This window comes from Halomonas aestuarii (assembly GCF_001886615.1).
Lineage (GTDB): Bacteria > Pseudomonadota > Gammaproteobacteria > Pseudomonadales > Halomonadaceae > Halomonas > Halomonas aestuarii.
In genome coordinates this window covers 3461524-3475985 of the sequence record NZ_CP018139.1, presented here as the reverse complement: position 1 = coordinate 3475985, position 14462 = coordinate 3461524, and the positions used below count along the sequence as shown (strand labels likewise).

Sequence of the window (14462 nt, the reverse complement as noted above, 5' to 3'; positions counted from 1 at the left end):
TTTCCGATGGCTTCCCACCTGCCTCCCAAGCCGACCCCGCAGCACAGCACGGCCACCGCCGGTGGCATGGCCGGTGCCGGGCATGCCCGGCCACGCTGGCTGATGCGCTGGCTGCTGACCACCAACCACAAGGAGATCGGGACCCTCTACCTGCTCTTCTCGCTGACCATGTTCTTTATCGGCGGGATCTTTGCCCTGGTGGTGCGTGCCGAACTGTTCCAGCCCGGCCTCCAGCTGGTGCAGCCCGAGTTCTTCAACCAGATGACCACCATGCACGGCCTGATCATGGTGTTCGGCGCCATCATGCCGGCCTTCGTTGGCCTGGCCAACTGGATGGTGCCGCTGCAGGTCGGTGCGCCCGACATGGCGTTGCCGCGTCTCAACAACTTCAGCTTCTGGTTGCTGCCGGTGGCCTTCCTGCTGCTGCTCTCGACCCTGCTGATGCCGGGGGGAGGTCCCAACTTCGGCTGGACCTTCTATGCGCCGCTCTCCACGACCTATGCGCCGCCGTCCACCAGCTTCTTCATCTTCTCGCTGCACCTCGCCGGGATCAGCTCGATCCTGGGCGCCATCAACATCATTGCCACCATCCTCAACCTGCGGGCCCCGGGGATGCGCCTGATGGACATGACGCTGTTCGTCTGGACCTGGCTGATCACCGCCTTCCTGCTGATCGCGGTGATGCCCGTGCTGGCCGGCGTGATCACCATGATGCTGATGGACATCAACTTCGGCACCAGCTTCTTCAATGCCGCCGGCGGCGGTGACCCGGTCCTCTTCCAGCACCTGTTCTGGTTCTTCGGCCATCCCGAGGTGTATATCATGATCCTGCCGGCCTTCGGCATCGTGTCGGCGATCATTCCCACCTTCTCCCGCAAGCGCCTGTTCGGTTACGCCTCCATGGTCTATGCCACGGCGGCCATCGCGATCCTCTCCTTCATGGTCTGGGCGCACCACATGTTCATCGTGGGCCTGCCGCTGGTGGCCGAGCTGTTCTTCATGTACACCACGATGCTGATCGCCGTGCCGACCGGGGTGAAGGTGTTCAACTGGGTGGCCACGATGTTCCGCGGCTCGATCAGCTTCGAGCCGCCCATGCTGTTCGCCCTGGCCTTCGTGGTGCAGTTCACCGTCGGCGGTTTCTCCGGGCTGATGCTGGCCATCGCGCCCGCCGACTTCCAGTACCACGACACCTATTTCGTGGTGGCGCACTTCCACTACGTGCTGGTTCCCGGCGCGCTCTTCGCGATTCTCGCCGGCGCCTACTACTGGCTGCCCAAGTGGACCGGCCACTACCCCTCGGTGCGCCTGTCCCAGTGGCACTTCTGGCTGTCGGTCATCGGCGTGAACCTGACCTTCTTCCCGATGCACTTCTCGGGCCTGGCCGGCATGCCGCGACGTATCCCCGACTATGCGCTGCAGTTTGCCGACTTCAACATGGCCTCGAGCATCGGCGGCTTCCTGTTCGGTGCCTCCCAGCTGCTCTTCGTGCTGGTGATCATCAAGTGCGTGCGTGGCGGCGAGAAGGCCCCCGCCCAGGCCTGGGAGGGTGCCGAAGACCTCGAGTGGAGCGTGCCCAGCCCGGCGCCGCTGCACACCTTCGAGACGCCCCCGGAGTTTCATCCCCAGCGCCACTGAGCGAGCCCGTCAGGGCACAGGAGGCAGGCATGAGCAGTCGTGACCAGCACGCCACACGCCAGGAGGGGGTGCGGCGGACCGTGACCCGCACCTTGGTGGTGCTCGCCGGTATGTTTGCCTTCGCCTTCGCCCTGGTGCCGCTCTATGACGTCTTCTGCGACCTGACCGGCCTCAACGGCAAGACCAGCGCGCGGGCCCAGTCGCTTGTCGACCAGGAGGTCGATGCGTCGAGAATGGTCACGATGCAGTTCATCACCCGCGGCAGCCAGGGGCTGCCCTGGCACCTCGAGGTGGATACCCGCCAGATACGGCTGCACCCCGGGCAGCGCGAGGAGGTGTTCTTCACCTTCCGCAACAATGGCGACGAGTTGACGCGCGCCCGCGCGGTGCCCAGCGTCTCGCCGTCGGAGGCGTCGCTGCATCTGCGCAAGTTGAGCTGCTTCTGTTTCCAGGAGCAGCAGCTGGCGGCCGGTGAGGGGCTGAAGGCGCCCCTGGTGTTCCAGCTGACCCGAGACCTGCCGCCCGACATCAAGACGGTGACCCTGGTCTACACCCTCTATCCCGTTCAGCCGGCGCAGGCAGAGGTTTCGCCCCATGGGCCGATCACAGAAGGAGACAGCGCATGAGTGGTGGCAGCTACTATGTACCCGAGTCCAGCAAGTGGCCGATCCTTGGGTCGCTCTCGCTGGGCGCGATGATGGTCGGCGCAGGCACCCTGCTGGTGCACGGCCTGGCGGGCATGCCGGTGATGGTGCTCGGCCTGCTGGCCATCCTCTCGGTGATGACGCTGTGGTTTCGCGATGTCATCCGGGAGTCGCGAAGCGGCCTCTATGACGCCCAGATGGATCGCTCCTTCCGCTGGGGGATGGGCTGGTTCATCTTCTCGGAGGTGATGTTCTTCGCCGCCTTCTTCGGTGCGCTCTACTACGTGCGCACCTTCGCTCTGCCGTGGCTGGACGGGGAGGGCGCCAAGGGGGTCGCGGCACTGCTGTGGCCAGACTTCACCGCCTCCTGGCCGCTGATGAACCCGCCGGATACCGCCATCGAGGGCCCCCACCAGACCTTCAGCCCCTGGCACCTGCCGCTGGTCAACACCCTGATCCTCGTGAGCTCCAGCATCACGCTGACCATCGCCCACGAGGGCATCAAGGAGGGCTTCCGGGACAGCGCCCGCTTCTGGCTCACCGTCACGGTGCTGCTCGGCCTCTTCTTCATCACCATCCAGGGGTTCGAGTACTACGAGGCCTATTCCCATTACGGGATCACCCTGCAGGCCGGCATCTACGGGGCCACCTTCTTCCTGCTCACCGGCTTCCACGGGCTTCACGTGATCATCGGGACCATCATCCTGGCGGTGATGCTGTGGCGCGTGCGTCAGGGCCACTTCACGGCCGACGATCACTTCGCCTTCGAGGCGGGGGCCTGGTACTGGCACTTCGTCGATGTGGTGTGGATCGGCCTGTTCACGTTCGTCTATGTCTTCTGAAGGCAGGCCTGCTGAGTCAGGGGCTTCCGGTGGGGGTCAGCCACCGAGGTCGCCGACGTAGAAGCCGAAGAACAGCAGGGCCAGCAACAGCGCGGCCAGGCCCACGCGCAGCTTGAGCGAGACCAGGACACGACGGGAGCGTCCGCCGTCCTTGATCAGGAAGCTCGCGCCGGCGGCCAGGCTGATCACCATGGCGAGGAAGACAAGGGCAATCAATATCTTGAGTAACATTCACGGCTCCATGAAAGCGTCGGAAGCGGTCAGTCATCGCCGTCCTGCCTTGGCGCGACGGGTCGGATGGTGGGGGTTCTGGTCCTGCCTGGTGGCGCTCGGCCTCGCTCTGGGACTATGGCAGTGGGAACGTGCCGCCGACAAGCGGGATTACCTGGCTCGCCTGGCCGCCGCTCCCCGGTTGGAGGCGCCTGCCGAGACCCCGCCGCCCGGAGCCCGCCTGGTCCTGCGAGGAGAGTACCTGGCCGCCGAGACGTTGTTTCTCGACAACCGGACCCATGAGGGGCGCCTCGGGGTGGCGCCCCTCACCCCCTTCCGTGATCTCCAGGGTCGGCGTTGGCTGGTCCAGCGCGGCTTCCTGGCGACCGGTCCGACCCGCGACGCCCCCTCGATCGAGACGCCCGGGGGCGTTGTGACGCTAGAGGGGCGCTGGCAGGCGTCGGGCGACGCCACCCCGCTGTTCGGTCCTAACCACGTGGGCAATCGCCTGCAGCGCATCGACCTCTCGGCCTGGGGGGCGGGCTTCGCCCATGCCGGCTGGCTGCACCTCGAGGAGGGGCCGGGCCATCTCGAGTCCTGGTGGCAGCCCAGCGTGGTGCCACCGGAACGCCACCTGGGCTATGCCCTGCAGTGGTGGGGGCTGGCCCTCGCCGCCCTGGTGATCATGCTGGTGGGCGCGCGTCGTCAGGCACGCGGCCCCGATCCGATGTCCATCCCGAGCAAGGAGAGTCCTCGATGACCCACGCCGGACGCCAACGCCTGAAACTGCTGGCCTTCTTCGCGATCTTCGCCCTGCCCGTCGCCGTGGCCTGGGGCATGGTGGAGTGGCGCATCGGCATTCCCGAGGGCCGCACCGCCCATGGCGAGCTGCAACCCTCGCTGCCGATCCTGTCGCAGTGGCCGCTGACGGCCGTGGAGAAGGACGGGGAGGGCGACTGGCTGCTGGCGTTCGACTGTCCCGAGCGCTGTGCCGAGCGTGCCGATCGCTGGTGGCGCCTGCATCGCGCGCTGGGGCGCGAGGCCGACCGGGTCAGTCGCCTGCGGATCGGGGGCGGCGGTGAGCCGCTGCCCGGCGCTGCCCTGTCACAGTGGACGGCCTCTCCCGAGTGGCGCTCTCCCCATCGGCTCTGGATCCTGGATCCCGAGGGGCGCCCGGTGCTGGGCTACGCCCCGGAGGTGGCGGCGTCCGACGTCCTGGACGACCTGCGACGCCTGCTACGCCTGAATCCCGAGCCTCCCATGGCGCGCTACGACCAGGCCTCGAGCGTGGTGGGAGGCGGCACTGATGGTCAGTAGCGCGTTGACAGCAGGGCAGGACAGCCGCCAGCGCTGGCTGGTGAGGCTGAGCTTCGTCGGGGTGGTCTTCACCGCCCTGGTGGTGCTGGTGGGGGCCTGGACCCGGCTGGTGGATGCCGGCCTCGGCTGCCCCGACTGGCCCGGCTGCTATGGCGCCCTGGTGGTGCCGGATGCCGAGCGTGCCCTGGCCCACTCCCCGGAGGTGCCCCTGGAGTCCGCCAAGGCCTGGATGGAGATGGTGCATCGCTATCTGGCCTCCACCCTGGGCCTGCTGGTCATCGGCCTGGTCGTGCTGGGCGCGCGCTGGCGTCGCGCGGCGGGCTATCCGTGGCGCACCAGCCTGGCGCTGCTCGCCGTGATCCTGGTGCAGGGCGCCTTCGGGGCCTTCACCGTGACGCTCAAGCTGTGGCCCCAGGTGGTCACCCTGCACCTGCTGGGCGGGCTCAGCGTGATGGTGCTCTTCCTGTGGCTGCATCTTCGCCTGCGTCGGTTCAGGCCCGGGGAAAGCCTCGAGGTGACCCGAAGACACCTGACGCCGCTGTGGGGCTTGGCCCTGCTGCTGCTGGTCGCCCAGCTGGCGCTGGGCGGCTGGACCTCGAGCAACTATGCCGGGATCGCCTGTCAGGGCTTTCCCACCTGCAACGGCCAGTGGTGGCCGACCATGGACTGGAGCGAGGGCTTCCATCTGACCCAGACGGTGGGGCCCAATTACCTGCATGGCCAGTTGCACGCCGAGGCCCGCAGCGCCATCCAGGTCGGTCATCGGCTGGGGGCCATGGCGCTGGGCATCAGTCTGATCCTGCTGGCCATGCGTTACCGGGGAACGGCCGGGATGCGTCCCTGGCTGCTGCTGCTGGTCGGAGCCTACGGCACGCAGCTGGTGCTGGGCGTCGCCAATGTGCTGGCATGGCTGCCCCTGTGGCTGGCCCTGCTGCATACCGCCGGGGCGGTGGCGCTGGTGGTGGCCATGACCCTGGCCCTGTGGCACTGGCGCTGGTCGACGGTGTCGGCGGGCGTCGTCTCGATGGGTGTATCCGCAACGAACGAGGAGTTGGCGCATGTCTGACGTGATGATGGAGCGTGCGGCGGTCGGCCACCTCGCCAGCTGGGGCTGGCGTGACCTCTACACGCTGTGCAAGCCCCGGGTCGTGGCGGTGATGCTGGTCTGCACCCTGGTCGGCATGCTGCTGGCGGCTCCCCTCCCGGGCGCGGAGGCCGTGGTCTTCGGGCTGGTCGGCATCGGCCTGGCGGCCAGCGGGGCCGCGGCCTTCAACCATGTGGTCGACCGTCGCCTGGACGCCATGATGCTGCGCACGTCACGCCGGCCACTGGCGACCCAGCGCATGCCCACGGCGCTGGCGCTGGGCTGGGCGATGCTGCTCTCGGTCTGTGGCATCGGTCTGCTGGCCTGGCAGGTCAACCTGCTGACGGCCTGGCTGACCCTCGGCTCGCTGATCGGCTATGCGCTGATCTATACCGCCTTCCTCAAGCATGCCACGCCACAGAACATCGTCATCGGCGGGGTGGCGGGGGCGGCGCCGCCGCTGCTCGGCTGGACCGCGGTGACCGGGCAGCTCGGGCCCGAGCCGCTGCTGCTGATGCTAATCATCTTCGCCTGGACGCCACCCCACTTCTGGGCGCTGGCGATCCACAAGCGGGACGAGTATGCCCGGGCCGGCGTGCCGATGCTCCCGGTCACCCACGGTGAGGCCTTCACGCGACTCCAGGTATGGCTCTACGGCTGGCTGACGGTGGCGGTGACGTTGCTGCCCTTCACCATCGGCATGAGCGGGGCGCTCTACCTCGTCGGCGTGATGGCCCTCAACCTGCGCTTCATGGTCTGGAACTGGCGGGTCTGGCGGGGCAACGATCCGAAGGCGCCTCTGGCGGCCTTCTGGTTCTCCATCCGCTATATCCTGGGTGTCTTCGGCATTCTGCTGCTGGACCACTATGCCGCCGCCTGGATGCTCGCCGCCTGACGCCGCCGGGGTTTCCCCCTCCGAGTCCCGAATGACAGGAGCCCGGCCATCCGGCCGGGCTCCTGGCGTTTCGCGTGGGCCTCGGCCCCTTCACCAGAAGGTCAGGATCAGGAAGTAGGCCATCAGGGTCACCACCACCGTGCTGACCAGGTTGAGCACGAAGCCGGCGTGGATCATCGACTGGATCCGCATGCGGCCGGTGGCAAACACGATGGCATTCGGGGGCGTGGCCACCGGCATCATGAAGGCGCAGCTGGCGGCGATGGCTGCGGGGACCGTGATCAGCAGGGGAGAGATGTCCAGCGACAGCGCCAGGGCGCCGAGCAGCGGCAGGAAGGCCGCGGCGGTGGCGGTATTGGAGGTCACCTCGGTGAGGAAGATGATCACCAGCACCACCACGCCGACCATGGCGAGCAGCGGAAAGGCGCCGAACATGCCGAGCTGCTGGGCGATCCATTCCGCCAGGCCCGAGCGGCTGATGGAGCCGGCCAGCGCCAGGCCGCCCCCGAACAGCAGCAGGATGCCCCAGGGGAGCTCCCTGGCGGACTCCCAGTCCATCAGGCGGGTCCCGTCATGGTGGCCGGCGGGCACCAGGAACAGGGCGATGCCGGCGATGATGGCGATGCCCGTGTCGGAGAGCCAGTCGACCCCGGCGTCGTTGAGCAGCGGGCGCAGCATCCAGGTCAGCGCCGCCAGCAGGAAGATCACGCCCACGCGGCGCTCGGGGGCGCTGATCCGGCCCAGCTTCGCCAGTTCGCCCCGGACCATGCCGGCGCTGTCCTCGCCGGCTTGCAGGTTGAAGCCGCGACGGGTCAGCCACCACCAGGCGCTGGCCATCATGGCGATGCTGATCGGCAGGCCGATGACCATCCACTGGGCGAAGCCGAGGTCGATTCCGCGGTCCTCGGCCAGGTAGCCGGCCAGCAGGGCATTGGGCGGGGTGCCGATCAGGGTCGCCACGCCGCCGATGCTGGCGGAGTAGGCGATGGCCAGCAGCAGGGCCGTGGCGTAGCGGCTCAGCTCCTCCGGGTCGCCGTCGTCCAGCAGGCTGACCACCGACATGCCGATGGGCAGCATCATGATCGCGGTGGCGGTGTTGGAGACCCACATGCTGAGGAAGCCGGTGGCCAGCATGAAGCCGCCGATCTGGCGGCGAGGCTCGTGGCCGACCAGGCGCAGGACGTGCAGAGCGATTCGCCGGTGCAGTTCCCAGCGCTGCATGGCGATGCCCAGCAGGAAGCCGCCTAGGAAGAGATAGATGATCGGATTGGCATAGCTGGCCGCGGTCTCCTTCATGTCACCGACGCCCAGCGCCGGCACCAGGGCCAGCGGCAGCAGGGAGGTGGCGGGGATCGGGATCGCCTCGGTGGACCACCAGGTGGCCATCAGCAGCGCCAGGCCGACACAGGCCCAGGCCGGATCGGACATCCCGGCAGGCACCGGAAGCACCAGGATCATCAGCACCCAGAGCGGGCCCAGCCACAGGCCGATGCGTGCGGAGAGGGCAGGCGCCGAGGGGGTGGCGTGGGTATCGTCGGTGGCGGGCATCGTCGCTCCTTGCTCGATGAATGGAAAGGGATCGGGGCAGGCCTTGCGCCGAGGAAGTGGCAAGACCTTATTGCCATCGCCCCGCGGCAAGCGTCAAGGCGGTCATTTCGGCTGCGGCCAGGCGGCGTGTAGAATGCGGCCTGACATGAACCCAACTGGACATGCCCATGACGCATACCCTGGCTCTGATTCTTCTCGGTCTGGGACTGGCCATCATCGCCGGTCTCGGGGCCTACGCCTTCACGCTCTGGAAGGAAGTGCAGCGTCGCAAGGCCTTCCAGCAGGACGAGCTGCGGCGCGCCCACGACAACTGTCTGGAGAATCTCGAGATGGTGGCCTCGGCGCTGGCGCAGGAGCAGGTCGACATCACCGAGGGCTCATGGCGCTGCAAGGTGCTGCTGGAGATCCTCGACCAGAGCCTGACCGAGCGTCCCGACTTCCAGGCTTTCGACGAGGTCCATCGCCGCACTCGACACCTGCATACCCACACCGCTCGCAAGGCCCTGAGCCCCAAGGAGCGCTTCCGCGAGGACCGCGAACGCCTGGCGGTCGAGGAGGAGATGCGCGAGCCGGTGCTGAAGGCCGCGGCGGCGGTGATCGAGTTTCGCCGGGGCTGGCCGGACAGCCTCCACTGAGCGGCGGGTGCGTAGAAGAACGCCCGACCCGGCAGGCTTCGATTGCAACCTTCCCGGCTCTGCTGCAAGCTTGTCGTGCCACGTAGATGGCTGATATGCGAATGGATGCTGCAGTCAACGTGGACGGACTGGCCTGGACGGCACTAAAGTGCTTACTTGGAAGGTGCAGGAAACGGTTCGGGGGCCGTTTCCCTCGTGTCATTCCTCGGAACCCCTTGACGATGGCAGCATCGATCTGACATCGCAGGAAGTTGTTAAGAAGAAAGGAAGGAGTCTTACATGAAGAAATCAACGACTGGCTTGTTGCTCGGTTCTGCTCTGGTGGTCGGCCTGTCCGGCTGTGCCAGTTCCGCTTCCCAATCAAGCGCCGGTGCCAGCGCCTCGGGCGATTCCTGGTACCAGCATCCCTTTGTCTGCGGCCTGGCCGGGGGCCTGATCGGCGGCGGCATCGGCTATGCCACGAGCGGCGAATCCGACGAGGACCAGGGTGCCGCCATCGGTTCCACCGCCGGCGCGACCATCGGTGCCATGCTGTGTGCCGATACCTCGCCGGCGCCGGCGCCGGCACCGCGCGACACCGACGGTGATGGCGTCAACGATGCCGATGACCAGTGCCCGGGGACTCCGGCCGGTGTGGCCGTGGATGCCGTGGGTTGCCCGCTGGACAGCGACGGTGACGGCGTGCCGGACTACCAGGACCAGTGTCCGGGTACTCCGGCCGGTGCCGAAGTCAACGCCCTGGGCTGCGAGGAAGACCTGGTGCTGCGCGACGTCAACTTCGAGTTCGACTCCGCGACCCTGACCATGGGTGCCGAGAACATTCTCGATGGCGTGGCCGAGAAGCTGCTCGCCAACAAGAACGTCCGCGTGCGCATCGAGGGTCACACCGACGCCGTGGGTAGCGATGCCTACAACCAGCAGCTGTCCCAGGAGCGCGCGGATTCCGTCGCCGCCTACCTGGCCAGTCAGGGCGTCTCGGCCGATCGCATGCGCACCATCGGCTACGGCGAGTCCCAGCCGATGGCCAGCAACGAGACCGATGCCGGCCGTGCCCAGAACCGTCGCGTGGAGCTGGGTGAGTGGGAGTGATCCTGCCCTGACCCGGACCACCGCCCCGGCGCTGCCCGGGGCGTGACGGAAGCAAGAGAAGGCGCCTTCGGGCGCCTTCTCTCGTTGCGGGCCGTTTCCTGCCCCGTCGCCCGCGCCGTCATGTCACCCGTGGCGCCACAGGGGGCGCTTCTGCTAGGCTAGGCGGCTTTCAGACCACGACCATTCGTCTGGCGACACGTGATCCCTGGTATGGATCACCACTGCGCACAAGGAAGCCTTCATGCCCATCGTGACCCTGCCCGACGGCAGTCAGAAAATCTTCGACGAACCCCTCACCGTGATGCAGCTGGCCGAGAACATCGGCCCCGGCCTCGCCAAGGCCTGTGTGGCCGGCAAGATCGACGGCGTCCAGGTGGATGCCGCCGACGTCATCGACCATGACGCCGAGGTGGCGATCCTCACCGCCCGTGACCCGGAAGGCCTGGAGGTCATCCGCCACTCCTGCGCCCACCTGATCGGCCATGCCGTCAAGCAGCTCTATCCCGAGGCGAAGATGGCCATCGGCCCGGTGATCGAGGACGGCTTCTACTACGATGTCGACTTCGGCCGCTCGGTGACGCCGGAGGACCTCGAGGCCATCGAGGCGCGCATGAAGGCCCTGATCGACCACGAGTACGACGTGGTCCGCGAGTACGTAGATCGCGACCACGCCATGCTCCAGTTCCTGCATCGCGACGAGCCCTACAAGCAGGAGATCGTCCGAGGGATTCCCGAGGGGGAGACCATTCGTCTCTACCATCACGAGGAGTACCTGGACATGTGCCGGGGGCCCCATGTGCCCAACACCCGGCACCTCAAGGCGTTCAAGCTGACCAAGCTGGCCGGGGCCTATTGGCGCGGCAATGCCGAGAATCCCATGCTGACCCGCATCTACGGCACGGCCTGGGGCGACAAGAAGCAGCTCAAGGCCTACCTCAAGCGCCTCGAGGAGGCCGAGAAACGCGACCACCGCAAGCTGGCCAGGAAGATGGACCTCTTCCACCTCCAGGAAGAGGCGCCGGGCATGGTCTTCTGGCATCCCAACGGCTGGACGATCTACCAGGCGCTGGAGCAGTACATGCGTCGGGTGCAGATCGAGCATGGCTACCAGGAGATCAAGACCCCCCAGGTGGTCGACCTCTCGCTGTGGAAGGCGTCCGGGCACTGGGGGCACTACAGCGACCTGATGTTCACCACCGAGTCGGAGAAGCGCGAGTACGCGGTCAAGCCGATGAACTGCCCCTGCCACGTGCAGGTGTTCAACCAGGGCCTGAAGAGCTACCGTGACCTGCCGCTGCGCCTGGCCGAGTTCGGTAGCTGCCATCGCAACGAGCCCTCCGGCTCGCTGCACGGCCTGATGCGGGTGCGCGGCTTCACCCAGGACGATGCCCACATCTTCTGCACCGAGGGTCAGATCCAGTCGGAGGCCGAGGCCTTCATTGCCCTCACGCTGCAGGTCTACAAGGAGCTCGGGTTCGAGGACGTGGAGCTCAAGCTCTCCACCCGCCCCGAGGGCTTCATGGGCGAGCCGGAACTGTGGGACCGCGCCGAGGCGGGTCTCGAGGCGGCGCTGGATGCCACGGGCCTCGGCTGGGAGCTCCAGCCGGGCGAGGGCGCCTTCTACGGGCCCAAGATCGAGTTCTCCCTGCGCGATTGCCTCAACCGGGTGTGGCAGTGTGGTACCCTGCAGCTCGACTTCAACCTGCCGGGTCGCCTGGGCGCCCAGTTCGTCGACGAGGACGGCACCCGCAAGACGCCGGTGATGCTGCACCGGGCGATCCTGGGTTCCTTCGAGCGCTTCCTGGGCATCCTGATCGAGCACTATGCCGGGGCCATGCCGCTGTGGCTGGCGCCGCAGCAGGCGGTGGTCATGACCATCACCGATGCCCAGCGCGATTATGCCGCGTCGCTGGTCCAGCGGCTGCAGAAAGTCGGTCTTCGCGTCAAGTCGGACTTGAGGAACGAGAAGATCGGCTTTAAAATCCGGGAGCATACGTTGCAGAAGGTCCCCTATCTCCTGGTGGTGGGAGATAAGGAAGTCGAGTCCGACTCGGTGGCCCTGCGCACCCGCAGCGGCGAGAATCTCGGGACGATGACGGTAGATGCCTTCATCGAGCGGATTCAGACCGAACGGCAATAGCGACATCTTCCAAGCGATAGTGGAGACGGAACCATCAAGAGAAGCAACCCCAGAGGGCGCGTTCAGGATAAACGCCCCCCGATGAACGAGCGTATTACCGAGGATCAGGTCCGCCTGATCGACAGTGACGGCGAGCAGCTGGGCGTTGTGCCCACCAGCGACGCGCTGGAGCGAGCCGAAGCCGCCGGTATGGACCTCGTGCAGATTTCCAACGCCGATCCCATCGTCTGCAAGATCATGGATTACGGCAAGTTCGTCTTCGAGCAGAAGAAGCAGAAGTCTGCTCAGAAGAAGAAGACGAAGCAGATCCAGGTCAAGGAAGTCAAGTTCCGGCCTGGCACCGACGAGGGCGACTACCAGGTCAAGATGAAGAACCTGGTGCGCTTCCTCGAAGGTGGCGACAAGGGCAAGGTCACCCTGCGCTTTCGCGGTCGTGAAATGGCGCACCAGGACATCGGTCGCAAGCTGATGGAACGGATCGCCGCCGATCTCGAGGAGATCGGGACCGTGGAGTCCTTCCCGAAGATGGAAGGGCGTCAGATGATCATGATCATTGCCCCCAAGAAGAAGTGATTCGACGGCCCGTTCAACGGTCGGAAGGCTTCCTGGCCTTCCGATGGCCCCGAATTTTCTGAAGAAACCTCGAGCGGAGTTAACCTCATGCCGAAAATCAAGAGCAACAGCGGCGCTGCCAAGCGCTTCAAGAAGACGGCCAACGGCTTCAAGCACAAGCAGTCGTTTCGTAGCCACATCCTGACCAAGAAGTCCACCAAGCGGAAGCGTCAGCTTCGTGGGATGAAGCAGATCCACGATGCCGACAAGCAGCTGGTCCAGCGGATGCTGCCGACCCTGTAATTCCCCGGGTGAACCCCTCTAACGTCAGGAGATAGCCATGACTCGTGTCAAGCGTGGTGTCGTCGCACGTCGTCGTCACAAGAAGATTCTCAAGCAGGCCAAGGGCTACTACGGTGCCCGTTCACGCGTCTTTCGCGTGGCCAAGCAGGCCGTCATCAAGGCCGGTCAGTATGCCTATCGTGACCGTCGCCAGCGCAAGCGCCAGTTCCGCGCCCTGTGGATCCAGCGCATCAACGCCGGTGCCCGTCAGCACGGTCTGTCCTACAGTCGCTTCGTCGGTGGCCTGAAGAAGGCCGGTATCGAGATCGACCGCAAGGTGCTGGCCGATCTGGCCGTTCACGAGAAGGCTGCCTTTGCCGCCATCGTCGAGAAGGCCAAGGCTGCCCAGTAAGGGAGTCGACCCTGGCCGGTGAGCGCGACGTGTCGCGTCACCGGACCATGATCGTCGCAGGGGAAGAGCAGCCGCTCTTCCCCTGTTTTTTTGACAGACGTCTTTGAAAGACTTCGGAGCTCAACGGATGGACCACCTTCCCACTCTGGTTGCCGAGGCCCGCGACGCCATCCACGCCGCCGACAGCCTGGCCGCGCTGGACGAGCTGCGCGTCCGTTATCTCGGCAAGAAGGGCGAGATCACCGCCCTGCTCAAGGGGCTCGGCAAGCTGCCCGCGGAGGAGCGCCCGGCCGCCGGCGAGCGGATCAACGAGGCCAAGCAGGCGCTGGGCCAGGAACTGGACGGGCGCCGCCAGGCGCTGGAGAAGGCGGCCCTCGAGGCTCGCCTGGCCGCCGAGCGCCTGGACGTGACCCTGCCGGGGCGCGGCCAGCCCACCGGCGGCCTGCACCCGGTCACCCTGACCCTGGAGCGCATCGAGGGGCTGTTCACGCGCATCGGCTACGACGTGGCGGTCGGCCCCGAGATCGAGGACGACTACCACAACTTCGAGGCCCTCAACATTCCCGCCCATCACCCGGCGCGGGGCATGGCCGACACCTTCTACTTCGATGCCACCCGGCTGCTGCGCACCCACACCTCGCCGGTGCAGGTGCGGACCATGAAGTCCTCGGAGCCGCCGATCCGCATCGTCTGTCCCGGCCGCGTCTACCGCAGCGACTCCGACCTGACGCACACCCCGATGTTCCACCAGGTCGAGGGGCTGCTGGTCGACGAGGATGTCAGCTTCGCCGACCTCAAGGGCACCATCCAGGATTTCCTGCACGCCTTCTTCGAGCGCGACGACCTCTCGGTGCGCTTCCGCCCCTCCTACTTCCCCTTCACCGAGCCCTCGGCCGAGGTCGACATCGAGTGCGTGATGTGCAGCGGCGAGGGATGCCGGGTCTGCTCGCACAGCGGCTGGCTGGAGGTGATGGGCTGCGGCATGGTGCACCCCGAGGTGTTCCGCCACTCCGGCATCGATACCGAGCGCTTCACCGGCTTCGCCTTCGGCATGGGCGCCGAGCGCCTGGCCATGCTGCGCTACGGCGTCAACGACCTGCGGCTGTTCTTCGACAACGACCTGCGCTTCCTGCGCCAGTTCGCCTGATCGCCCACCGGATAAGCAGAACACAGG

The 14462-nt window shown here is 66.5% G+C and carries 16 protein-coding genes; 14 read left to right on the top strand and 2 right to left on the bottom strand.

Going from position 1 to position 14462, the window contains the following annotated elements; translation table 11 throughout:
• The first annotated feature begins 6 nt into the window (after nucleotides 1-6).
• Genes ctaD through BOX17_RS16200 form a run of 3 tightly spaced genes read left to right on the top strand, consistent with a single transcriptional unit; the run spans nucleotide 7 to nucleotide 3124 of the window.
• The gene (gene ctaD / locus BOX17_RS16210; protein WP_071946384.1) at nucleotides 7-1638 is read left to right on the top strand and encodes a cytochrome c oxidase subunit I; all 1632 of its coding nucleotides are present in this window, start codon (nucleotides 7-9) and stop codon (nucleotides 1636-1638) included.
• 29 nt (nucleotides 1639-1667) lie between these two features.
• Nucleotides 1668-2264 (top strand): cytochrome c oxidase assembly protein, encoded by a 597-nt coding sequence (locus tag BOX17_RS16205; RefSeq protein WP_071946382.1) that lies wholly within the window; start codon nucleotides 1668-1670, stop codon nucleotides 2262-2264.
• On the top strand, nucleotides 2261-3124 hold the full coding sequence (locus BOX17_RS16200; protein ID WP_071946380.1) for a cytochrome c oxidase subunit 3: 864 nt from the start codon (nucleotides 2261-2263) through the stop codon (nucleotides 3122-3124). Before BOX17_RS16205 ends, BOX17_RS16200 begins: the two co-directional genes overlap by 4 nt.
• A 36-nt stretch (nucleotides 3125-3160) precedes the next feature.
• Here the strand turns inward: BOX17_RS16200 and BOX17_RS16195 are convergent, their stop codons facing one another.
• Entirely contained in the window at nucleotides 3161-3355 is a 195-nt protein-coding gene (locus BOX17_RS16195) for a DUF2909 family protein (protein ID WP_071946378.1), read from the bottom strand.
• Between the two features lie 10 nt (nucleotides 3356-3365).
• Here BOX17_RS16195 and BOX17_RS16190 point away from each other — a divergent pair, with 10 nt between their 5' ends.
• Genes BOX17_RS16190 through cyoE form a run of 4 tightly spaced genes read left to right on the top strand, consistent with a single transcriptional unit; the run spans nucleotide 3366 to nucleotide 6630 of the window.
• On the top strand, nucleotides 3366-4094 hold the full coding sequence (locus BOX17_RS16190; RefSeq protein WP_071946376.1) for an SURF1 family protein: 729 nt from the start codon (nucleotides 3366-3368) through the stop codon (nucleotides 4092-4094).
• Nucleotides 4091-4651, top strand: a complete 561-nt coding sequence (locus BOX17_RS16185; RefSeq protein WP_071946374.1) for a hypothetical protein — start codon at nucleotides 4091-4093, stop codon at nucleotides 4649-4651. The genes BOX17_RS16190 and BOX17_RS16185 overlap by 4 nt, the downstream gene beginning before the upstream one ends.
• A complete protein-coding gene (locus tag BOX17_RS16180) occupies nucleotides 4641-5717 on the top strand; it encodes a COX15/CtaA family protein (RefSeq protein WP_071946372.1) in 1077 nt (358 codons plus the stop codon). The genes BOX17_RS16185 and BOX17_RS16180 overlap by 11 nt, the downstream gene beginning before the upstream one ends.
• Nucleotides 5710-6630: a heme o synthase gene (gene cyoE / locus BOX17_RS16175; protein WP_071946370.1), complete on the top strand. Its 921-nt coding sequence runs from the start codon at nucleotides 5710-5712 to the stop codon at nucleotides 6628-6630. Before BOX17_RS16180 ends, cyoE begins: the two co-directional genes overlap by 8 nt.
• A gap of 90 nt (nucleotides 6631-6720) precedes the next feature.
• On the opposite strand, the gene BOX17_RS16170 is transcribed toward cyoE, so the two are convergent.
• Nucleotides 6721-8178, bottom strand: coding sequence for an SLC13 family permease (locus BOX17_RS16170; RefSeq protein ID WP_071946368.1), 1458 nt, complete (start codon nucleotides 8176-8178; stop codon nucleotides 6721-6723).
• A gap of 167 nt (nucleotides 8179-8345) precedes the next feature.
• Here BOX17_RS16170 and BOX17_RS16165 point away from each other — a divergent pair, with 167 nt between their 5' ends.
• The 7 genes from BOX17_RS16165 to pheS all read left to right on the top strand — a co-directional run bounded on the left by BOX17_RS16165 (nucleotide 8346) and on the right by pheS (nucleotide 14435).
• A complete protein-coding gene (locus BOX17_RS16165; RefSeq protein WP_071946963.1) occupies nucleotides 8346-8813 on the top strand; it encodes a DUF2489 domain-containing protein in 468 nt (155 codons plus the stop codon).
• 279 nt (nucleotides 8814-9092) lie between these two features.
• Nucleotides 9093-9902 carry an OmpA family protein gene (locus BOX17_RS16160; RefSeq protein ID WP_071946366.1) on the top strand — a complete coding sequence of 270 codons (810 nt, stop codon included), beginning with the start codon at nucleotides 9093-9095 and terminating at the stop codon, nucleotides 9900-9902.
• A 241-nt stretch (nucleotides 9903-10143) separates the two neighbouring features.
• Nucleotides 10144-12042 (top strand): threonine--tRNA ligase, encoded by a 1899-nt coding sequence (thrS, locus tag BOX17_RS16155; protein ID WP_071946364.1) that lies wholly within the window; start codon nucleotides 10144-10146, stop codon nucleotides 12040-12042.
• Between the two features lie 81 nt (nucleotides 12043-12123).
• Nucleotides 12124-12615, top strand: a complete 492-nt coding sequence (gene infC, locus BOX17_RS16150; protein WP_125925597.1) for a translation initiation factor IF-3 — start codon at nucleotides 12124-12126, stop codon at nucleotides 12613-12615.
• A gap of 87 nt (nucleotides 12616-12702) precedes the next feature.
• Nucleotides 12703-12897, top strand: a complete 195-nt coding sequence (gene rpmI, locus BOX17_RS16145; RefSeq protein WP_071946361.1) for a 50S ribosomal protein L35 — start codon at nucleotides 12703-12705, stop codon at nucleotides 12895-12897.
• Between the two features lie 37 nt (nucleotides 12898-12934).
• On the top strand, nucleotides 12935-13288 hold the full coding sequence (gene rplT, locus BOX17_RS16140; protein ID WP_021817421.1) for a 50S ribosomal protein L20: 354 nt from the start codon (nucleotides 12935-12937) through the stop codon (nucleotides 13286-13288).
• Between the two features lie 127 nt (nucleotides 13289-13415).
• Nucleotides 13416-14435: a phenylalanine--tRNA ligase subunit alpha gene (gene pheS, locus BOX17_RS16135; RefSeq protein ID WP_071946359.1), complete on the top strand. Its 1020-nt coding sequence runs from the start codon at nucleotides 13416-13418 to the stop codon at nucleotides 14433-14435.
• The last annotated feature ends 27 nt before the right edge of the window (nucleotides 14436-14462 follow it).